The organism is Corynebacterium tuberculostearicum, assembly GCF_030229345.1.
GTDB classification, from domain to species: Bacteria; Actinomycetota; Actinomycetes; order Mycobacteriales; family Mycobacteriaceae; genus Corynebacterium; species Corynebacterium tuberculostearicum_G.
The window spans coordinates 19,096-39,383 of record NZ_JASPGP010000015.1; the positions used below are offsets into that span (position 1 = coordinate 19,096).

A 20,288-nucleotide genomic window follows, 5' to 3' on the forward strand; every position below is an offset into this window, starting at 1 on the left:
ACACACAGTAAAGGAGTCCGGATGGCCGACCACCCCAACATGGTCCGCAAGTGGCGCCGCTGGGTCGAATTATCACAAGCCGAACTCGCTGAAAAAGCCGGCGTCTCCCGCCAGACCATTGCCAATATCGAACGGGGAAATTACTCCCCTTCCGTGCACCTCGCGCTGGACATTTGCCACGAACTAGGAAAAACCGTCGAAGAAATTTTTGGAGCTGAACAACATGATTAACGCCATCGCCAATTACTCCCTCAAGGAAATCGATCGCGCAACCCGCGATGAATTCGAACGCGACACGCTCTACAAGGCCTGCGTAATCGGAATGACCCCAATCCCGTTCCTCGAACTCGTCGTCGCCGCAGTTCTGGCCTGGGTCCTTCCGGGCCAGATGTCTATGCTGAGCTTCCTCGCGCTCGTGCCGTCCATCGTGGGCAACTCCATCGGTTCTGCTTGGATGCGCAAGCGCGTGGCCACCCCGCTGGTCAGCCGCAATTGGGCGGCTATCGCCGTCTACCTCATCCCACTAATTGTCATGTTCGCAGGAATTGCCTATAACGCCTATGCGCCTGCCGACGGCCACGACCCCGTTTCCTATCTCATCGGCGCCGCCGTCGGTATCACCACGGTGCTCATCCTCGCCCCCTTCATTCGTCGCCGCCAGCACCGCCGCGACCAAGCTCGCCTCGATGCCGAGCTAGAGGACTAGTCCCACTCCGGCACCTCACCCCGCCCTTCGCGCTCACCGCGGACGGCGGGTTTTCTCTGATTTCGTTCCCCGTGAGCGCGACCGGAAGGTACTGTGCCCTTCGCGCTCACGGGGAGAAAGAAAAATCTCCGCCAGCCTGCGCTGGTGAGCGCGAGGGGCGGAGAGGAAGGAAATACGGGACCTAGCTAGGCTGGCTCGGTTTCTTCGACAAGTTGAGGCGTCTTCGGCTGCGAGCGGAAGGTCCAAAGCTTGTTCAAAATAAAGTTAATCGGCATAGCGACAATGATAGAAATGGCCGATGCCCAGTACACCTTTGTACGCAAACCGGTCGAATCATCCAGAATGTCTGAGGGCAAGTGCAGCGGCGAAGTCGGATTCATTAACAGTGTCGCCACAACTTGACTTACGATAAAAGCTCCAATTCCAGCGAGAAGGAATGGGAAGAAACCGCGCAGCCAAGACACCTTCGCCACCGATCGGAAAGTCCACATGCGATTCAGCTGGTAGTTCCAAGTGTTGGCGACCAAGAACGCAATGGTCAAAAACACATGGTACCAACGGATATGGAAAACAGAGCCGAAGAGATTGATGAAGGGGTCATCCGCCTCGATGCCGCCAGACCACCAAGTAATCTTTCTGCACAAATAGACCACAAAGAGATTAACCGCGGTACCCGAGCCGCCAACAATGCCGAATTTGAGAAACTGCCCAAAATTGGACACAAAGCGCGCGACGCTGAGGTCTGCCATGGGCCGCCTTTCTAGCCAGTGATTAAATAACTACTCGATTGTAGTTCTTAAGGCCTGGGAACTGAAAAATTGACGCTCGGAATGTGATAGAGGATCTATAAAAGTTATAGCCTCATGGAGCAGCGCGAGCGGGGTTCGGAAGTCATAGAGGTCGAGCTTGCGCGGGGTGGGATAGGTATCGTCGCCAAGCAGTGGGTGGCCGAGGTGATTGAGCAGCACGCGCAACTGGTGGGTATGGCCGGTGCGCGGCCACATGGTCACCTCCCGGCCGGCGGCGCGCACATATGTGGAGGTCAGCGTACCTTCGGGGGCCACGAGCACCTGGCGCGACCCGCGGGGCTTGTGCATGCGCAGGGCAATTTCCTGGTCCACGAAAAGCGGCTGCTTGACGACGCCCCGATACTTCTTCACCGCACTCCCTTCCAGGAAGATACGCTGGTAGGCGGCGCGGGTTTCGGGATTGCGGGAGCAGATGACAAGGCCAGCGGTCAGGCGGTCCAAGCGGTGCAGGGGTACGATGTCGTCTTCGCCAAAATCCACGCGCAGGCGGGTTTGCAGCGTTTCGCGCTGGAGGCGACCGTTGGTGGTCGTGGGCAAGAAGTGCGGCTTATCGGCCACGATGAGGTCGCGGTCGGCATAGACCACGGAGTAGTCGAAAGGAATCGTGCGCTCCGGAGGAACGGAGGGGTGGTACCAGGCGGGCACGGGGTGTGAAAGTGCGGCGCCGGGCGGCAGCACCGTGCCGGGCGAAAAGGGAGAGTCGCCGGCACGGGCGGCGAAGTACTCCCCTTCCTCCGGCACGCGGCCGCGCAGGACCGTTTTGCGCGGCGAAATGCCCGCGCGGGCGGGAGGCCTGCCGGAATTAGGCACCGGCGAGGCGGTCGACGGCGGCATCGATGCGCTCATCGGTGCCATTGAGGCCGATACGCACATGCTTCTCGCCGGCCGGGCCGTAGAAGTCACCCGGGGCCGCGAGGATGCCGCGCTCAGCTAGCCAGTCGATGGTCTCGCGGCAATTCTCGCCCCGGGTGGCCCACAGGTACAGGCCGGCATCGGAGTGGTCGATAGTAAAGCCGGCGTCGACAAGCGCGTGCATAAGCACCGCACGGCGGGAGGCGTAGCGGTTGCGCTGGAGGACCTCGGTGTCGTCGTCGTTTAGCGCGGCGACCATGGCGGCCTGGATGGGACCTGGAACGATGAGGCCGGCGTGCTTGCGCAACTGGAGCAGCTCAGCAATGAGCTCGTTATCGCCGGCGAAGAAGCCGGCGCGGTAGGAGGCCATATTCGCGGTCTTGGACAGCGAATGCATGGCGATGAGCCCGGTGTTATCGCCATCGGTCACGCGCGGATCGAGGATGGATACCGGCGGGTTATCGTCGTTCCAGCCCAGGCTCATATAGCACTCGTCGGAGGCGATGATGGCGCCGGTCTCACGCGCCCACGCCACGATGTGGCGCAGCTCCTCCACGCCGAGGACGCGCCCGGTGGGATTGGACGGCGAGTTCAAAAAGACCAGGGAGGCATCCTGGAAATCGGAATCCGCGCGCAGCGGCTTAGCACCGGCGAGCAGGGCGCCCACCTCGTAGGTGGGATAGGCCACCGAAGGGAAGGCGACGGTCTCGCCGCGCATGCCCAAAAGCGTGGGCAGCCAGGCGATGGCCTCCTTGGTGCCGACCACCGGCAGGACGCGGTCCACCTGCATGTTATAGCGGCGGGTGAGCGCGGCGGCGATGGCCTCGCGCAGCTCCGGGGTGCCGGCGGTCTGCGGGTAACCAGGGTTCTGCGCGGCGGCGGTCAACGCGAGCTGCACGCCCGGGGACACAGGGTCAACGGGGTTGCCCACCGAGAGGTCAACGATTCCACCCGGGTGGGCCTGGGCCTTCTTCTTGGCGCCGGCCAGCGAATCCCAGGGGAAGTCTGGAAGCGTCTTTCCTAGCGGTGTGCGTGCCATGTCTTACTCCTGATTCTGTGGTGGAAGCGCGGCAATCATCGGGACGTCAAAGTCCTGTGGGCCGAGGGCCGCCGCGCCGCCTGGGGAGCCCAGGTCATCGAAGAAGGCGGCGTTGGCGTCGTTGTAGTCCAGCCACTCATCGGGCACGTCGTCCTCGTAGAAGATGGCCTCGACCGGGCAAGCCGGCTCGCAGGCGCCGCAGTCCACGCACTCATCCGGGTGGATGTAGAGCATGCGCTTGCCCTCGTAGATGCAGTCAACAGGGCATTCCTCAACGCAGCCGCGGTCCATTACGTCAACGCAAGGCTGTGCGATCGTATAAGTCATGGAGATTCCTTGAAGCTTCCTGATTTCTCGGATTTGGGGTGATTTATAGTATGTCACTTCTGCTTGAAAAATGGCCAAACGCCCCCGCCTATCCCGGCCAAAAGCAGGAGCAGGCTGAGAATATTATTGGCCAAGAGCATGTCTCCTGTCATCGGTACGAGGAGCATGAAGGCGAAAAAGCCCAGGCACCAAACGATGAGCGGGATGGCGCCCACCATCGGCGCGGGGCTCCATAGCCGGGCGGTGCGGGTGAGCACGGAGTTGAACCACCACGCAAGCAGGATGGTGATGGGAAAGGCCACGCTCGCACCGTTAGACAATGGAATGCGCGCGGTGAGGTAGATGACCTCGAGGAAGACCGACAACAACGCGCCGATGGCCAGCCACACTAGCCCGGTGACCTGCTCGCCGCGGCTAAAATCCGTACGCATTACAGGCCGCCCAGCAGATCATCGGCTGGATCGCCTTGGCCCAGCTGGAAGTACTCGGCGCGCAGCAGGGGCATGACCAGCAGGTTGGATAGTCCATAGGCTCCGGGCACGTGCTCGGGTTCGTGCAGCGCGGCCACGGCGGCCTCGGGGTTAGTGCAGGTGGTGGAGCCATCGGCCACCCAGATTTGGGAGGCGTGGGCGCGCATGGCGCAGCGCTTGGCGTCAAGGGCGGCGTCGGAAAGAGCGACGGTGACATCGGCGCCCTCGTTGGTGAAATTGTCCAAGTATTCCTGGCTGGGCTTAGTCCACCCGGCCGGCGCATCGAGGGTGTCCAGGCCGGCATAGTTGGCGGCGCGTTCAAAAATGCCGTACCAAATGCGCGTGCTTGGCGACGCCGCCTTCATCACCGCCTCATGCACCGCAATGTGGTCCGGGTGCCCGTAGCCACCATCGGGCCCGTAGGTCAAGATGGCGTGGGGCTGGATAGCCTCGAGCTCGTCGCTCAGGAAATCGGCAGCCTCCTCGATGCGATTGACCAGCGCACGCGGGTTCTCGTGCGAGGGAGAACCCGCCATACCGGAGTCATGGAAGTGGCCGAAACCGCCCAGCTGGATCCCCTTGACGCCCAGGGCATCGAGGGCATTGGCTAATTCGCGGGCGCGGAAACCGCCGAGCTGATCATGATCGGCCAGACCTTGGTAAGGCTCGCCGATGACCTCGCCGTCCTCGCCCAAGGTAAGCGTAATGACGATAACCTCGGCGCCGCGTGTGGCAAGAGTGGCCAGGGTGCCACCCATAAACAGGGTTTCATCATCCGGGTGGGCGTGCACTGCCACCACGCGGTAGCCGGTTAAGTCCTTAGTCTTCATCTATCCTCCAGCGGGGCGCGGTGATAAGACCCTCGTCCCAATCATCAATGCTTTGGCCGGGGCCTACAATACCCTCCCCGAGCGCGTGGATACGCGTCTCATCCACCAAAGGCACGTAGAGGGCCTCCTTAGAGTTCACATCGCGAATGCGTCCGAGCGCTTCCTTCGGGCTCAGGGCGCCGGACAAAATCTCCTCGCGGATTTCATCCGCGTTCTCCGGGCAGATTCCCGACAGGTCTCCGGCCAGCGGCTGCTTGTCATCACAGCTGAAGATATTTGCCGCGGCCACCGAGTTCAGGGAAATATCCTCCCACGTCACCACGGCATCCACCTCGCCTTCGGGCAGCAGCTTGGAGGTAATCGTGGTCAAGCGCTCGGACACCACCTCGGCGGCGATCCCGTGGGCTTCGAGGACGTCATAAAGCGTATTGGCCGCGGCCAAGGCCGTGGGGCTGGTGGGGTCTACCGCAAAGCGAATCGGCTTCTTACTAGCGCGGGTGCGCAGCGCAGTGAGATCCGTGTCCTTACTTATAGGATTATTCCCCGGCTCAAGGCTGGAAGCGCGGCCGGTGGCCAAGCGCGCGACCTGGTCCGTATCAATCAGCGAGGCCAATCCGCGGCGCGCTTCCTTTTCTTCCAGAGCTCCATCCGCGGTGGACATGTGCAGGCGCAGTTGGCGCGGGCGGGTCAGTGTCTTATCGGAAACATGCCCCAAAAGGCCCAGTGCCTCCTGCGAGGTTTGATCCGGGGTGAAGTCCGCGAAACCAATCTGCCCGGAGCGCAGCATATTAAGCGCCTGGGTGCTATCGTGCACCTCGCGCAGCTGAATGACGTCCACCTGGGCCGGATTAGCGCCCCAGAAGCGGTCGTTCCGGTTCAAGGTAATGACTCCACGGCCGCGGTCCACGCTGTCGACGAGGAAGCGCCCGGCCGATGCCGGAATCTTATCCGCCAAAGCCGAGCCAAAGTTATCGTCCTGCAGCAGGTGGGAAGGCAGCAAATTATGAAAAAGCAGGTGCCAATCTTTCACCTTCTGGGAAAAGTCCACGGTGACTACGCGGCCGCCATCGGAGGTATTGACGGCCGATATGGCGTGGTAGCCGGCGGGATCGCGCACACCGGCGGTGGTGGTCATCTGCTTCCACAGGTAGCTAAAGTCCGCACCGGAAATGGGGGTGCCATCGGACCATTGTGCGGGCGAGGCAATGACGTAGCGCACCCGCTGCGCCACGCCCTTAGGCGCGGTGACCTCAGAGGCGGATTCGAGGATATCGGCGTCCCTTTGCCCGTTGTGGAACGCTGAGGGCAGCACCAGTTCGGCAATCTGGTCGACCAGCTCGGAGTTATTGGCCACCAGATGCGGGTTCAATCCCGCGCGCAAGGGGTCCACGCCCACCGAGATGGTGGGGCGCTTGGCGGAGTCGGCATCCTGCGGCTGCTCTTCTTCCGGGGTAGGCGTGGTGGTGGTCTGATCTTCTTGCAGCACGGAGGCATTTTCCTCCACCACCGGTGGTGGGCCGGGGTTAGCCGCGCAGGCGCTAAGTATTGCAAGGCTGGCGGTGCTGAGTACCGCTGCGATTGCCGACGCCGCGCGCCTTGGTGAAGCCGGATTGTTTTTCATCGCGGACTACTTTAGTCCCTCTACCCCGCCGAAACGAAGATTATTGGCGCTAGACTCGGCCATAGACCGCAACTTTTAAGGAGTCCCCAATGCTCATCTGCCAAGAAATGTTCCTTCTACTGACCAAGGACAACGGCAAGCAGGAAGACTGGGTGTCCAATAATGAGGCCGCTCTGCGCGCCACCGTACTCACGGACCTGCTGCTGGGCGGGCACGTACAGCTCGGTGAGAAAAAGAAGGTAGAGACCACTCCACAGCGCCCAAAGCACCCCGTCTTGGCATGGGCTTGGGAGGAGCTGCAGCAGCACAAGGCCACCCGCATGCAGAGCCTCTTGGAGGCTTCGTGGTTTACCCCGCGGGAAATCATCGCCTTGGATTTCCACGCAAATGGACAGCTCGACGTGGAAAAGGCCAAATGGTGGCAGATAAGCGGCGACCGCTACATCATGACGGACCTAGAGCTAGAAAAGGAACTGCGCGAGCGGTTGGTTGCAGTCCTGGAGGCGCAGCGCCCAGCCACGGTCAATGACGCCATCATTCTAGATATCCTCCGCGAGGTCAGCGGTGCCTATACCCTGCTGAAAAACAATGCGGAGGGAATGAAGCGCCGCGAGATGCGGGCGCGCATTCAGGACATCAAAAAAGAGGTCGAGTACGACAAAACCGCCTCCTCTGCGGTCAAGGCCGTAGTTGAGGAGGCGGCAGCGGTTGCGGCGATGGTGGCCGCGTCAGCGGCAATCACCACCACCTAGGGTGCGGCTTTTTACTTATTCATCTGCTTCTTGCGAGCAGCAGCACGCTTGCGGTCGGTAGCGGAAAGCTCCACCTTGCGCACGCGCAGGACGTCTGGGGCGACCTCGACGCACTCGTCGTTGCCACAGAATTCCAGTGCCTCTTCCAGAGACAGGGTGTGTGCCTTAGCCAGGGTGACCGTGGCATCCGCGGTGGCGGAGCGCATATTGGTCAGCTTCTTTTCCTTGGTGATGTTGATGTCAATATCCTCATCGCGGTTATTGGCACCAACGACCATGCCCTCATAAGCCTCGGCGCCCGGCTCGACGAAGAAGTTGCCGCGGTCAGCCAGCTGCATCAGCGCGTACTGGGTGATCTGGCCGGTGCGGTCAGCCACCAGGGAACCGGTTGGGCGGGACTTGATCTCGCCGGCCCAGACATCCAGGCCGTCAGAAATGGAGTTTGCGATGCCGGCACCGCGGGTCTCCGTCATGAACTGGGTGCGGAAGCCGATGAGGCCGCGGGCAGGAACACGGAAGATCATGCGTACCCAGTCGCCCTCGCGCACGTCCATGGCCTGCATCTGGCCCTTGCGGGAGGCCAGCAGCTGGGTGATAGCACCCTGGTGCTCGGACGGGGCGTCAATGGTGAGGATCTCGTATGGCTCGTAGGTCTTGCCGTCGATTTCCTTGGTCACAACCTGCGGCTTGCCGATGGTCAGCTCAAAGCCTTCGCGGCGCATGGACTCAATAAGCACGGACAGCGCCATCTCGCCACGGCCCTGGACCTCCCAAGCATCGGGACGCTCGGTAGGCAGCACGCGCAGGGAAACGTTACCGATAAGCTCCTGCTCCAGACGGGCCTTGACCATACGTGCGGTGAGCTTATCGCCGCCGCCCTGGCCTGCCATCGGGGAGGTATTAACGCCGATGGTCATGGAGATGGCCGGCTCGTCTACGGTGATGCGCGGCAGGGCCTCTGGGTGCTCTGGATCGGCGATGGTGTCACCAATCATGACGTCAGAGATGCCGGAGATCGCCACGATGTCACCGGCGATGGCCTCCTCGGCCGGCTGGCGCTCGAAGCCGACGGTGCGCAGCAGCTCGGCGACCTTCACGGTCTTGGTGTGCTGGTTGCCATCCTCGTCGTAATGGATCCAGGCCACCTGCTGGCCCTTCTTGATGCGGCCGGCGTAGATGCGCAGCAGCGCGATACGGCCCAGGAAGTCGGAGGCGTCCAGGTTGGTCACGTGCGCCTGCAGTGGGGCGTCGACGGTAGCGGAAGGCTCTGGGAGGACGTTGTAGATGACGTCGAAAAGCGGCTGCAGATCCTCGCCCGCAGGGACGTTGCCATCGCCTGGGTTCTCGGTGGAGGCAACGCCGGCGCGGCCGGAAGCGTAGAGAACCGGAAGGTCCAGCAGCTCCTCGGCGGCGGCCGCAGCTTCCTCGTCCTCCAGGCCGGCGGCGATTTCCAGCAGCAGGTCCTGGGACTCGGAGACAACCTCGTCGATGCGGGCATCCGGGCGGTCAGTCTTGTTCACGCAGATGATAACCGGCAGCTTGGCTTCCAGTGCCTTGGTGAGCACGAAGCGGGTCTGCGGCAGCGGTCCCTCGGAGGCGTCGACGAGCAAGACGACGCCATCCACCATGGAAATACCGCGCTCGACCTCGCCGCCGAAGTCGGCGTGGCCCGGGGTGTCGATAACGTTGATAATCAGGTCTTGGCCGTCCTTGCCCAGGCCCTTGCGGTGGATGGCCGTATTCTTGGCCAGAATGGTAATGCCGCGCTCGCGCTCCTGATCATTGGAGTCCATGACGCGGTCCGTGTGTTCACCGTGGTCACCAAAGGCGCCGGACTGCTCCAGCATGCCGTTGACCAGGGTGGTCTTGCCATGGTCAACGTGCGCGACGATGGCAACATTACGGAACTCGGTATTACTCACTAGTGGGGTTCTCCTTCGGAGGATCTACAGCGCTTGCGCGCGCGAAATTGATCTTGAACGAGCTCCCACGATACCCCCTTAAAGGGCCAAGTGCAGCATTGGGGATGGCTTTACCCCGTAACGCACCGTATAGGGAGAGCGAAAACTCTTATAGATTGCCAAAATACTTGACACCGCCCTTGCCATCACTATCGTTACTGTAGGTAATATTGTTACAAATGTGACAACTGGGGTTTAACTCCCCTTCCCGAGACCGCACCCAAGGAATTGATAACGTGAGCCACGCCCGCACCACCTGGCGCCTGTCCGGCCGCACCGGTTATATCGCCGCTGCCACGGCCGCGCTCATCGGCCTCGCCTCTCCCCTCGTCGCCCCTGCGCAGGCATCCGCACCGGATCTTTCTTCCTTAGTACAGCAGGCATCCTCGCATAGCCCACTGGACGAGCTCGGCCGCCCCAATCAGGAAACCCAGGACCGCATCCGCGCTTTTGCGGCACAACCGTGGATTCCCGAGGATGTACGCAACGCTATCCTCTCGGGCCTCGCGTTCTTCGCCGGCGGCGGCGATGGCAAGGGCGGCGTAGCCATGCCAGAGGGCAATAACCCGAACTTCCGCCAGTTCTACTGGCCCACAGTCTCCGCACACTGCATTGGCGGCACCAGCGATGCCATGGGCTCGGCCATCGCCGTACCCGGCCCCACCGAAATGCCGGCACCGGGCGCAAAGTCCGGCGAAACCGTCTTTCTCTTCACCGCCCTCGGCACCCCACCGGCCGCACGCGAACAAGGCGGGATGAACGTGCAGTGGTTCAACCTTGACACCCTGCGCAGCGGCATCACCCCACTAAATAACAATGGCATCAATCAGGACGGCCCTACCACCTTGTCCGGCACCGCCCAGACTGGCGAGGGCACCGTCATCGCGCTGCTTTCTGGCGGCGTGAACACTCAGGAATCCCGCTGCAATTTTGCCCCCACCGCCGCCTTCCTTGAGGTGAAGTAGATGCCGGTGGATCTCCATCCGGTCAAGCGCGAGACCTTTAATACCGCCGAGTACACCAATACCGATCCCAAGGGATTCCTGCGCGAGGTCGACACGTACACCGAGACGGATTTCGGCCTCTACATGGCTCGCGGCGCCGATCACCCGCGCTTTGGTTACCTGGAATCGTGGCTGCTGCCCGATCTCAACCTGCGCGCCAATATCTTCCATTTCCGCCCCGGTGTAGACGTCCACCAGGACTTTTATATCGACGTGGCCGAAATCCAGCGCGATGGCGCGGTGTGGACCACCCGCGACCTTTATGTGGATCTAGTAGCCACGCGCGGCGAGCCCATTTCCGTGCTCGATATTGATGAACTCTCTGCCGCGACCTCTGCTGGCTTGATTTCCGCCGAGGACGCCGAGAAAGCAATCGACACCACACTTGCCGCGGTCGAGGGCATTACCCGCAGCGGTGATGATGCGATGGCTTGGTTGGCGCATCAGGGGATACACTTAACGTGGTCCGATAACATCACCCTAACCCCAGAAGGATAATTTATGGCCGGTGGCCTTTTTGCCCTGCTTGACGACGTCGCCCTGATCGCCCGCTCCGCTGCCTCCAGCGTTGACGATGTGGCCGCCCTTGCGGGCAAGACCTCCGTGAAGGCCGCAGGTGTGGTCGTCGATGATGCGGCCGTAACCCCGCAATATGTGGAGGGGATTAAGCCCCAGCGCGAGTTGCCGATGATCTGGCGCATCACCAAGGGCTCGCTTATCAATAAGCTCGTCATCATCTTGCCCATCGCGATGATCCTCTCTTGGATCGCGCCGTGGGCGCTTACTCCCATCTTGATGTGCGGCGGTACTTTCTTGTGCTTTGAAGGTGCGGAGAAGATCCTGCACCACGTTCTCCCCCACCGAGAGAAGGAAACTGAATCAGTCCAGGAAAAGGGCGCAGACGCCGAAGATAGCTTGGTCAAGTCCGCAATTACCACTGACCTCATCTTGTCTGCCGAGATCATGGTCATTTCCCTAAATGAGGTCATCAACGAGCCATTCTGGATGCGCCTGGGTGCCCTCATCTTCGTCGGTATCTTGCTGACCCTGGGTGTCTACGGCGCCGTAGGCCTCTTGGTCAAGATGGACGATATTGGCATGGCCCTTAATAAGCGCCACGATGGCAAGTCCACGGTGGGCAACGCCTTGGTCAAGGGCATGCCGATCGTTCTCGATATCATCGGCGTCATTGGTACCGCCGCCATGCTGTGGGTAGGCGGCCATATCGTGGTCAAGGGCCTGCACGAGTTCGGCATGGATCAGCCCCACGAATTCATCGCGTCCACGACCGAGAATATCTCCAATGGCGCCCTGGCATGGCTGGCAGATACCGGCATGTCCATGGTCTGCGGCCTGGTGCTTGGCGTAGTCGTTGCCACCATCGTGATGGCGGTTAAGGCCTCCTTTGGCAAGACTTCGGCCACTTCTGCCGAGCCGGCGGAAGCTTAACGCTCCGTAGCCCGGCTGCATAGCCGGCTACATAAATAGCATCAGCGAAACCGCCATCACGGCCATGCCGGCAATCAAACCGTAGATAGCGTGATGGTGCTCGCCGGTCTCCTCAGCGGTGGGCAATAGCTCATCCAGCGAGATGAAGACCATAATGCCGGCGATGGCGGCGAAACTAATGCCCATCGTCGCCGGCCCAATAACCGGCATGAGAAGGCCAAAGCCGATGAGCGCGCCGAGCGGCTCAGCCAGTCCAGACAAGGTGGCCCACCAAAAGGCCTTCTTGCGGGAGCCAGTGGCCTCGCGCAGCGGAACAGCCACCGCAATGCCTTCCGGAATATTGTGAATGGCGATGGCCACCGCCACCGGCACCGCAACTTCCTTAGATTCCAGACCGGATAAGAAGGTGGCGAATCCCTCAGGGAAATTGTGCAGGCCCAGCGCGCAGGCGGTAAATACGCCAGTTTTCATTAGCTTCTTGCGGCGGGCTTCTTCGGCCGTGGTGGCCGGCTCATGGGGATTAATCTCCTCCGGCACGAGCCGGTCAATGATGGCGATGACGGCGATGCCAGCAAAGAACGCCCCGACGGCGGCCCAGGTGCCGGTGGTTTCCTCGCCGAGGGCGTCGGAAAGCTGCGCAATGCCTTCCGGCAGGATCTCCATAAAGGAGACATACAGCATCACGCCGGCCGAAAGCCCCAGTGCAGCGGCCATAAAAGCCGGCCCCGGCTCGCGCCTTCCCACCGCCAAAGCGCCGCCAATCGAGGTCGATAGACCCGACAGCAGCACCAAGGCGAAGGCAAAGGCAAAGGTACTAAAAGTCATAGCTGGCACCCTACCAGCCAATAATTGTCAAGTATTAATTTTCTTCCTTATCTTCCGGTACCGGAGAGATGAACTCGCCATTCTTGATAGATGGATCGTTGTCCACATACTCGCCTGCCTCATAGTCATAGCCCACGGCGCGGCCCTCTTCGTCCGTGCGCGCGTACCAATCGGTCACCTCTGCTGCAGTGGAGTTAAAGTGCGCGCCCGTTGCGTAGTCGCCGTCTGTCGGCTCGATAGACAGGGCAAAGTTATCGCCATAATCGCGCACGCCCCGCACGATCGCATTAGAGACCGCTTCGTCCTCGTAGAAATGACGGATGGAGGCAGGATCATGGCGCAGCTCGCGCACCAACGCGATGCACATGAGCACGATGATGACCGCGAAGGGCAGGGCCGTCACCGTAATAAGATTCTGCAGGCCCTGCAGCGCATTGCGGCCGCCGGCAAGCAAAATGACCACAGCAATGCCGGCCATACATACCACCCAAAAGACCGTAACCACCGGGTTGGGCTTGGGGTTGCCGCGCTGGGTGAGCTGCGAGTTCACAATGGATGCGGAGTCAGCCGTGGTAATGAAGAAGACCACCAGCATGACGATGACGATGGGCGCCATCCACTCCGCTCCTGGGAAGTGGTCCAAGACCTTGAAGAAGATGTCTTCTGCCGCCGGCATGGAATCGATAGTGCCATCTGGGGCGATATCGCCATCGCGGCGCTGCAGCCAAATGGTGGTACCGCCCAGGATGGTATAAGCGGCAACAATGATGGCCGAGGGAATAAGCAGCACACCGAGCACGAACTGGCGGATGGTTCGCCCGCGCGAAATCTTGGCTACGAAGACGCCCACGAATGGCGACCAGGATACCCACCAGGCCCAGTAGAAGGTGGTCCAGGAGGACAGGAACGCAACCATGTCTTCCCCCTGGCCCATATTGGCAGAGAGCATCTGGGGCATTTCATCGAGATACTCAATCACCACGGCCGGCAGCATATTGGCCAAGAAGGCGGTCGGCCCCACGACGAAGAAGAACAGGGCCAGGGCCATGGCCAGCACCAGGTTGATATTAGAGAGCCACCGAATGCCCTTCGCCACGCCGGAGACGGCCGAGAAGATCGTTCCGATGGACAGGACCACGATGATTACCAGCGCCGCGGTGTTGCCGGTGGTAGACCAGCCGCTGACCAATTCCACGCCGCGGCCGATCTGCAGCGCACCAATACCAAGCGTGGCGGCGGTGCCGAAGAGAGTGGCAATAATGGCTAAGCCATCGATGATGCGCGCGGGCAGGGAATCAGAGGAGCGATTGCCAAAGAGCGGCATCAGGATGGAGCTCATCAGCGGCACGCGGCCGCGGCGGAAGGACACGTAGGCCACGCACAGGCCCACGATGGCATAAATCGCCCACGCATTAAGACCCCAGTGCATGGCTGCCTGCGCCATGGCCCCCAGCACCGCTTCATCGCTCGCGGCCTCATAGGCGCCCGGGCGCGGCGAAAGGTAGTAGCTCAGCGGCTCGAAGGGGCCGAAGAAAATAATGCCGATGCCAATGCCGGCACCAAAGAGCATCGCCGCCCAGCTCACCGTGGAAAATTCCGGCTTCTCCCCATCCAGGCCGAGCGGGATCTTGCCGTACTTTGAAAAGGCCAAGATGATGAGCAAAAACATCAGGAACGTCGCCAGGGCGGTAAAGATCCAGCCCAAGTTACGCATCACCCAATCGAGCGCTGTCGAAGAAGCATCGAAGACCTGCTCGGGCGCAATCACACCCCAGACTACGAAGGCGACGACCAGTCCGCCGACCACAAAGAGGATCGGTTTATCCACGCCGTACTTGACCTTCTGGTCCTCAATGGAGACGCCCGGTACCAGCGCGGGGTGGATATTATGCGGGTACATAATGTCCTTTAAGATGCGCTTGGCATTGCGGGTGCGCTTTTTGCTTTCCTCCGAATTATTCACCCCACGCACAGGGCGGGATGAGGAAGACGATGAAGAAGAGATGGTTCTACTCCTATTCTGTTTTCCGGGTGTCACTTTTAAGAGAGCTGTCTATACATTAATAAAAACTCGCAGGATATAAAGCTGGCGCCAGCCCTTCCCCCATATGCGTAAAATGAGCTACGCATTGTTTACCGGCCTTTAACCTTGGGAGTGACGTTCTATGGCGCTTTACCCGCTCGCGACTAGTTACTTCGGCGTGGAGCATGTTGCGGTCCTCGAGCACCCAGTGCTGGGCACCGCATTGAGTATCCCCGGCGTGGCAGAGCACGCTGCGCTTGTCGACGTCTCCCTAGAACCCGATACCTACACCAACGGCTGGCGCGTCCGCTCGGACTTCGGCTTCTTGGGGTTTCTGGACGAGGTCGAGGCGGCGGAGTATCCCGCCTTGGAGCGTTTAAAGGCCTCCTCCGCACAGCCGCAGACGATCGCCACCGTGGAAGTAGTAGACGGCGAGGTTGAGGTTGCCGTGTCACTGGGCCTGTGGCCGTGGATGGTGCCGGTCAACGACCAAACGCAAGGAACCGCACTGCTCTCCGGTGGGCAAGGCGTGCTCATCGATGCCGCCGCCGGCGACCTATCGCCCGCCCAGCTGGAGAGCATGGGCACGCAGCAATTCTTCGTCACGCTGGAAGACCTTGCCGGCACCGCAGTGGCCACCTGCGACGATATGGTGCTCGGCCCCATCGGCGACATTCCTGCGTTCCCCGGCCTGCGCGCCGCTTTCGCCGCGGCCAGCGGCTCTGGAGCGGGGCTTTCCGCCCGCGCCTATGCGAGCCACGGCATGCTTGCCGTCGATATCCCCGCCGATGAGGCCACCACCGCGGAGCTCTTCTCCCCCGCTGTTCCACCGCTGCGCGTGCCCGCGCCACAACCTGCGATTCCCACTGCTGCGCCCGCAGCCACACCGGCTCAACCCGAGGTCTGGGAGCACACGCTTGCCGGCGAGGCCATCGTGACGGCGCTGCCCACCGGCTCACGCCGCCCGAAAGGGCCACAGGCCCAGCCGCCTGCACCCGCTGAGCCAGATGCGCCAGCTCAGCAGCACAATGAGCAATCACAACAACCGCAGGCCAGCGCCAAGCTGGCGGAGTTGGTCTCTTCCATCCCGGGCGAGCAGAATTTCAGCTGGCGCGCGCTGCCGGTAGCCGAAGAACCGGGCCGCTTTTCCTCCGAATCCGCGCGCGTGCGGGCCCGGCGCGTGGCCCGCGAATCCTCCCACCACCGCGGGGGCAATCACCGCAAATAGGTGCGGCGACGGGCCCCAGGGGCCTTGTTAGCGTAGGGTGCGTTGGCCTCCGTCGCCGCGGCGAGTAATCCGCTGGGCGTCGAGGTATTCCAGCAGCGGGATGGCTACCCGCCGCGTGGTGCCCAGCGCTTTGCGGGCTGCCGAAAGCGTAAAGGGCTGCTCCAGTTCGGCAAGACGCCGGCGCGCTTCCTCCGGCGCCGAGGGCAGGAGAACGATTCCCTGTTTGAGGCGCAGGAGGCGCCCGGCGCGCTCGGCGGCGGCAAGCTCCTTGGGGCCCAAGCCCAGCTCCGTGAGGTCATCTGCCTCGGGAGCCGCAAAGGGTTCTGCCTTAAGCCTTTCTTCGATGGCAGCCACCCCGCGCTCCGCCGCGCCAAGGTCCGCCTGCTGTCCGGGAAGGCGCAGCACTCCCTCGCTGCTTTCCGCTTTCGCAGCGGCGATGGCAAGGCCGAGCAAGCCCTCTTCTTGCAGGCCGAGGGCGTCCATGGCAGCCTTGCGGGGCATTCCCGGTGCCAGGGGATGTGCGGCGGTGTGGGCATGCAGGGCGTCGATAAGCGATTGCTTCCACCGCGTAACTTGGGAGGCGGCAATCCACCAGTCGCGGAAGGCGATAATGCCTTGGGGCGGCGCCGCGGTAGTAAAGCCATCGCGGGCTAGGTCATCCACCCGGGCGAAGCCGACGCGGCGCAGGTAAGAGGCAGGATCGCGGAATGAGTGCTGGGCACTGAGCTCTTCTGCGCGGCGGCGGGCGGCACCGCGCCGGTTAAGCTCCGGCGGCCGCAGATCTACTGCCTCTACCCCAGCGACGACGTGCCGGCCGCCAGGACTGCGCACTACGAAACGATCAAGGAGCCGCAGCGGCAGCGGGTGTGCCAGGCTGATGCGCGCGAAATCGGCAGACAAGGGACGCAGGTGGGCCTCCACCCCGGCGGTACCGGTGTGCACGACGAGGTTATCGGGCAGCCCGTCGAGCTCCGCGCCAAAGGTGCGGCGGACATCGAGGTGGTCCACCAGGCGCCACGCACCCGGGGTAAGCAGCACGTCGCCGCGGTGGATATCGGCGGCATCCACCCCGCGCAGGTTGACGGCCGCACGAGTGACGGGGCCGAGTGCATCCTGCGCGCGATTTTCGCTGTGCAGGCCACGGATCTCCACGGCCCTTTCCCCACCAGCCGTGGCCACCTTAAGGCTATCGCCCACGCGCAGGGTGCCCGCGGCAAGCGTTCCGGTAACCACGGTGCCCGCGCCCTTCACGCTAAAGGCGCGGTCCACCCACAGTCGCACGGGTGCCTGCGCATCGGGAGCGGGCACAGCGGCAAGGACCTCATCGAGCGCCTGCCGCAGCGCCGCAATGCCGTCGCCGGTAGGGGCGGATACGGGGATAATGGGGGCGTCGGCAAGCGGGGTGCCGGCCAGCTGCGTTCGGATTTCTGCGGTGCGGTCCACAGTGGCGCGGTCGCTGCGAGTTAGCGCGATAATGCCGTGCTCTACGCCCAGCGCGCGCAAGGCATCGCGGTGGTCGGTGGACTGGGCCTGCCATCCCTCATCGGCCGCCACAACAAAGAGGACGACCGGGGCCGGGCCCACGCCAGCGAGCATATTGCCTAGGAATTTTTCATGCCCGGGCACATCTACGAAAGCCACATCCGCGCCAGAAGGCAGCGTGGTCCAGGCAAACCCCAGATCAATGGTAAGGCCGCGGCGCTTTTCTTCCTCCCACCGGTCCGGGTCCATCTCCGTAAGAGCCCGCACCAGGGTGGACTTGCCGTGGTCCACATGACCGGCAGTAGCGACGACGTACACCTAGCCCACCGCCTTAATAGCGGCAATAACCGTGGCGTCATGATCGGCAGGAACGCAGCGAATATCCACCAAGCAGCGGCCCTGATGCACGCGGCCTACCACGGGAGGGTCTTGGCGGCGCAGCGCGTCCGCATAGCGCTCGGGCAAGCTCACTGCATAGCCCGGCAGCGGGTACTCGGGCGCCCCGCCGCCGCCCACGCGGCCATCATGAGGCACCACTTCTGCCCCGACTGCCTGCGCGATGGATTCCGTGCGCTCGCGGTGGGTCTGGGGTTCGAGGTGGAGGGCGTCCTGCACCGCATTCGAGGGCGTCGAAATGGCCGCCTCCAGCGCGTTGAGGCGCAGCTTATCTATGCGCACCGCACGCGCCAGCGGGTGCTTCTTCACCGCGGCAATCGCTTCCTTGGTACCGAGTAAGATTCCTGCCTGCGGACCGCCAAGCAGCTTATCGCCAGAGGCAATGACGATATCGGCGCCGGCGCGCAGCTGGGCCTGGATATCTGGTTCTTCTGGCAGCGCCGGGTCATGGGTGAGCAGGCCGGAGCCCAAGTCCACGATGAGTCGCGTATCGTGCTCCACCGCTAGGCGGTGCAGTTCCTCTACCCCGACTGCGGAGGTAAAGCCCTCGATGCGGAAATTGGAAGGATGCACCTTCAAGATGGCACCGGTGTTATCGCTCAGCGCGCGCTCGTAGTCGGCCAGGTGCGTGCGGTTAGTCGCCCCAATTTCTTTAAGGCGCGTGGCCGTGGACTCGATGAGCTCCGGCAGGCGAAAACCAGCTCCTATCTCAATGAGCTCGCCGCGCGAGATGATGACTTCTTTGCCGGGAGCGAGCGCAGCGGTAGCCAGCAGCAAGGCGCTAGCGCCGTTATTGACCACGAGGGCATCTTCTGCACCGGGGCAGGCCGCAAGCAGCGCGGCCGTGGCGCCGGCACCGCGGTTTCTTGATCGCTTGCCCGAGTCCAGGTCCATTTCCACATCGGTATAGGAAGCGGCGGCTTGGAGGGCCTCTACCGCGGCGCTGGGAAGCGGGGCACGCCCTAAGTTCGTATGAATGATGACGCCGGTGGCGTTAATGACCGGCCGCAAGGAATGCGCATTCTTTTGTTCCAGGCGCTGCGCAATTTCTGCGGGTATTTCGCTGACCGGCAGCTGACCGCGGCGCGCTCGGGCGACTGCGCCCTGGAGTATCGCGCGGATGGTGTGCTCGGCTAGGCGCTGGCGCGCAGATTCTACTTCCGGCAGCTGGAGCAGCTCGTCCATGCGGGGAATATTCCTGCGGGGATCCGGGCTGGCAGCAGGCGTGGGCGTGGGCACTGTGGCATTCCTCCTTGCGCGCGGGTGGCGGAGACGGACAGGAATCGAACCTGCCAGACCGAGATGCTCGGCCTCACCGGTTTTGAAGACCGGGGCGCCCACCAGGACACGTACGCCTCCGTATGCTCACCTTACACGGGCATTCCTCGGTACCGAGACACCTACCAGACGCTACATTCACCACGGTGCGCCACGGTGGCTCCTGCGGCGCCCGAGGAGATTCCTTTGCTGCGCACTATTCCCCCGTTAATACGCAGCAAGAAGCTCCCGTAGAACTAGTAAAATAGCCGTATGACCGAAGATATTAAGCTCACCTCTTTCGCGGCCGGTGGCGGCTGCGCCTGCAAGATTCCCGCTGGACAGTTGGAATCCGCCGTCGAAGGCCTCATTGGTAAGGCCGACCCCAACGTGCTGGTCGGCTTGGACGATGGCGACGACGCCGCGGCCGTAAAGATTCAAGATGGCCTGGCGGTCATCTCCACTGCGGACTTTTTTACCCCCATGCTCAATGACCCCTATGACTGGGGACGGGTAGCCGCGGCCAATGCGCTGTCTGACGTTTATGCCATGGGTGGCACCCCAGTTACCGCCATTAACCTGGTGGGCTGGCCGAATGAAAAGCTCGGATTGGACGTGCTGCGCGAGGTCCTGCGCGGCGGCATGGATATAGCCGCCGAGGCCGGCATCTCCGTAACGGGTGGGCACTCCATCACCGCGCCCGAGCCGCTGTACGGCATGGCCGCTACCGGCATCGTGGACCCCGACAAGCTCATGCGCAACGACGCCGCCGAACCCGGCCTGCCCATCACCCTAACCAAGCCCGTTGGCGTGGGCATCCTCAACAACAAGCACAAGGCCACCGGCGAGGTCTCCCAGGCCGCGGTCGATTCCATGACCACCTTGAACCGTGAGGCCGCCCGCGCAGCGGTAGAGGCGGGCGTGCGTGCGGCCACGGATGTCACCGGCTTCGGGTTGCTCGGCCACCTGTACAAGATGTGCCGGGCCTCCGGCATCGCCGCGGAGCTCGACTTTTCCGCCGTGCCCACCATCGAAGGAGCAAAGGAAGCGCTGGCGGAGGGCTTCATCCCCGGCGGTTCTCGCCGCAATCTGGACTGGGTGCGCCCGCACCTCGATACCTCCTTGAGCGAGGAAGAGCTAGTGCTGCTTGCCGACGCCCAAACTTCCGGCGGCCTCCTCCTCATCGGCGAGGTTCCCGGCTACCCCGTCATCGGCCACACCACCGAGCGCACCGGCGATGCGTTCATTAAGGCCTAA

20 protein-coding genes and 1 tRNA gene are annotated in these 20,288 nt (G+C 62.3%); 8 read left to right on the top strand and 13 right to left on the bottom strand.

What is annotated here, in order from left to right; all coding sequences use genetic code 11:
• The first annotated feature begins 21 nt into the window (after window positions 1-21).
• Both QP884_RS09990 and QP884_RS09995 read left to right on the top strand, forming a co-directional pair.
• Window positions 22-231, top strand: a complete 210-nt coding sequence (locus tag QP884_RS09990; protein ID WP_005323547.1) for a helix-turn-helix transcriptional regulator — start codon at window positions 22-24, stop codon at window positions 229-231.
• A complete protein-coding gene (locus QP884_RS09995; protein WP_179386321.1) occupies window positions 224-706 on the top strand; it encodes a transcriptional regulator in 483 nt (160 codons plus the stop codon). Before QP884_RS09990 ends, QP884_RS09995 begins: the two co-directional genes overlap by 8 nt.
• A 185-nt stretch (window positions 707-891) precedes the next feature.
• Here the strand turns inward: QP884_RS09995 and QP884_RS10000 are convergent, their stop codons facing one another.
• From QP884_RS10000 to QP884_RS10030, 7 genes are read right to left on the bottom strand one after another with little or no spacing between them, the layout of a single operon-like run.
• Complete coding sequence (locus QP884_RS10000) at window positions 892-1,455, bottom strand: GtrA family protein (RefSeq protein ID WP_005323549.1); 564 nt, start codon at window positions 1,453-1,455, stop codon at window positions 892-894.
• A 30-nt stretch (window positions 1,456-1,485) separates the two neighbouring features.
• Window positions 1,486-2,361: a pseudouridine synthase gene (locus QP884_RS10005; protein WP_284821909.1), complete on the bottom strand. Its 876-nt coding sequence runs from the start codon at window positions 2,359-2,361 to the stop codon at window positions 1,486-1,488.
• Window positions 2,318-3,406 carry a succinyldiaminopimelate transaminase gene (gene dapC, locus QP884_RS10010; RefSeq protein WP_284821910.1) on the bottom strand — a complete coding sequence of 363 codons (1,089 nt, stop codon included), beginning with the start codon at window positions 3,404-3,406 and terminating at the stop codon, window positions 2,318-2,320. The genes QP884_RS10005 and dapC overlap by 44 nt, the downstream gene beginning before the upstream one ends.
• 3 nt (window positions 3,407-3,409) lie before the next feature.
• Window positions 3,410-3,733 carry a ferredoxin gene (gene fdxA / locus QP884_RS10015; protein ID WP_005327491.1) on the bottom strand — a complete coding sequence of 108 codons (324 nt, stop codon included), beginning with the start codon at window positions 3,731-3,733 and terminating at the stop codon, window positions 3,410-3,412.
• Window positions 3,734-3,786: 53 nt separating this feature from the next.
• Window positions 3,787-4,164: a hypothetical protein gene (locus QP884_RS10020; protein WP_005327488.1), complete on the bottom strand. Its 378-nt coding sequence runs from the start codon at window positions 4,162-4,164 to the stop codon at window positions 3,787-3,789.
• The gene (locus QP884_RS10025) at window positions 4,164-5,033 is read right to left on the bottom strand and encodes a PIG-L family deacetylase (protein ID WP_284821911.1); all 870 of its coding nucleotides are present in this window, start codon (window positions 5,031-5,033) and stop codon (window positions 4,164-4,166) included. Before QP884_RS10025 ends, QP884_RS10020 begins: the two co-directional genes overlap by 1 nt.
• Window positions 5,023-6,654, bottom strand: coding sequence for an ABC transporter family substrate-binding protein (locus QP884_RS10030; protein ID WP_284821912.1), 1,632 nt, complete (start codon window positions 6,652-6,654; stop codon window positions 5,023-5,025). Before QP884_RS10030 ends, QP884_RS10025 begins: the two co-directional genes overlap by 11 nt.
• A gap of 89 nt (window positions 6,655-6,743) precedes the next feature.
• Between QP884_RS10030 and QP884_RS10035 the strand changes: the two genes are divergently transcribed.
• Window positions 6,744-7,406 (top strand): GOLPH3/VPS74 family protein, encoded by a 663-nt coding sequence (locus QP884_RS10035; RefSeq protein WP_284821913.1) that lies wholly within the window; start codon window positions 6,744-6,746, stop codon window positions 7,404-7,406.
• Window positions 7,407-7,417: 11 nt separating this feature from the next.
• On the opposite strand, the gene typA is transcribed toward QP884_RS10035, so the two are convergent.
• A complete protein-coding gene (gene typA / locus QP884_RS10040; RefSeq protein WP_284821914.1) occupies window positions 7,418-9,328 on the bottom strand; it encodes a translational GTPase TypA in 1,911 nt (636 codons plus the stop codon).
• Window positions 9,329-9,603: 275 nt separating this feature from the next.
• Here typA and QP884_RS10045 point away from each other — a divergent pair, with 275 nt between their 5' ends.
• From QP884_RS10045 to QP884_RS10055, 3 genes are read left to right on the top strand one after another with little or no spacing between them, the layout of a single operon-like run.
• Window positions 9,604-10,332 (top strand): Rv1157c family protein, encoded by a 729-nt coding sequence (locus QP884_RS10045; RefSeq protein WP_284821915.1) that lies wholly within the window; start codon window positions 9,604-9,606, stop codon window positions 10,330-10,332.
• The gene (locus QP884_RS10050; RefSeq protein ID WP_284821916.1) at window positions 10,333-10,869 is read left to right on the top strand and encodes a DUF402 domain-containing protein; all 537 of its coding nucleotides are present in this window, start codon (window positions 10,333-10,335) and stop codon (window positions 10,867-10,869) included.
• 3 nt (window positions 10,870-10,872) lie between these two features.
• Complete coding sequence (locus QP884_RS10055) at window positions 10,873-11,820, top strand: DUF808 domain-containing protein (protein WP_239192536.1); 948 nt, start codon at window positions 10,873-10,875, stop codon at window positions 11,818-11,820.
• Between the two features lie 27 nt (window positions 11,821-11,847).
• Here QP884_RS10055 and zupT read toward each other — a convergent pair whose 3' ends face one another.
• Together zupT and QP884_RS10065 are read right to left on the bottom strand one after the other, a co-directional pair.
• Window positions 11,848-12,645 (bottom strand): zinc transporter ZupT, encoded by a 798-nt coding sequence (zupT, locus tag QP884_RS10060; RefSeq protein WP_179386311.1) that lies wholly within the window; start codon window positions 12,643-12,645, stop codon window positions 11,848-11,850.
• Between the two features lie 34 nt (window positions 12,646-12,679).
• Complete coding sequence (locus QP884_RS10065; RefSeq protein ID WP_284821917.1) at window positions 12,680-14,617, bottom strand: BCCT family transporter; 1,938 nt, start codon at window positions 14,615-14,617, stop codon at window positions 12,680-12,682.
• A gap of 193 nt (window positions 14,618-14,810) precedes the next feature.
• Between QP884_RS10065 and QP884_RS10070 the strand changes: the two genes are divergently transcribed.
• Window positions 14,811-15,896 (top strand): hypothetical protein, encoded by a 1,086-nt coding sequence (locus tag QP884_RS10070; RefSeq protein ID WP_284821918.1) that lies wholly within the window; start codon window positions 14,811-14,813, stop codon window positions 15,894-15,896.
• Between the two features lie 27 nt (window positions 15,897-15,923).
• On the opposite strand, the gene selB is transcribed toward QP884_RS10070, so the two are convergent.
• From selB to QP884_RS10085, 3 genes are all read right to left on the bottom strand, one after another.
• Window positions 15,924-17,696, bottom strand: a complete 1,773-nt coding sequence (gene selB / locus QP884_RS10075; RefSeq protein WP_284821919.1) for a selenocysteine-specific translation elongation factor — start codon at window positions 17,694-17,696, stop codon at window positions 15,924-15,926.
• Window positions 17,697-19,013, bottom strand: a complete 1,317-nt coding sequence (gene selA, locus QP884_RS10080) for an L-seryl-tRNA(Sec) selenium transferase (protein WP_284821920.1) — start codon at window positions 19,011-19,013, stop codon at window positions 17,697-17,699.
• A gap of 25 nt (window positions 19,014-19,038) precedes the next feature.
• Window positions 19,039-19,133 (bottom strand) — tRNA-Sec (locus QP884_RS10085).
• 171 nt (window positions 19,134-19,304) lie between these two features.
• On the opposite strand from QP884_RS10085, the gene selD reads away from it, so the two are divergent.
• On the top strand, window positions 19,305-20,288 hold the full coding sequence (gene selD / locus QP884_RS10090; RefSeq protein WP_200435122.1) for a selenide, water dikinase SelD: 984 nt from the start codon (window positions 19,305-19,307) through the stop codon (window positions 20,286-20,288).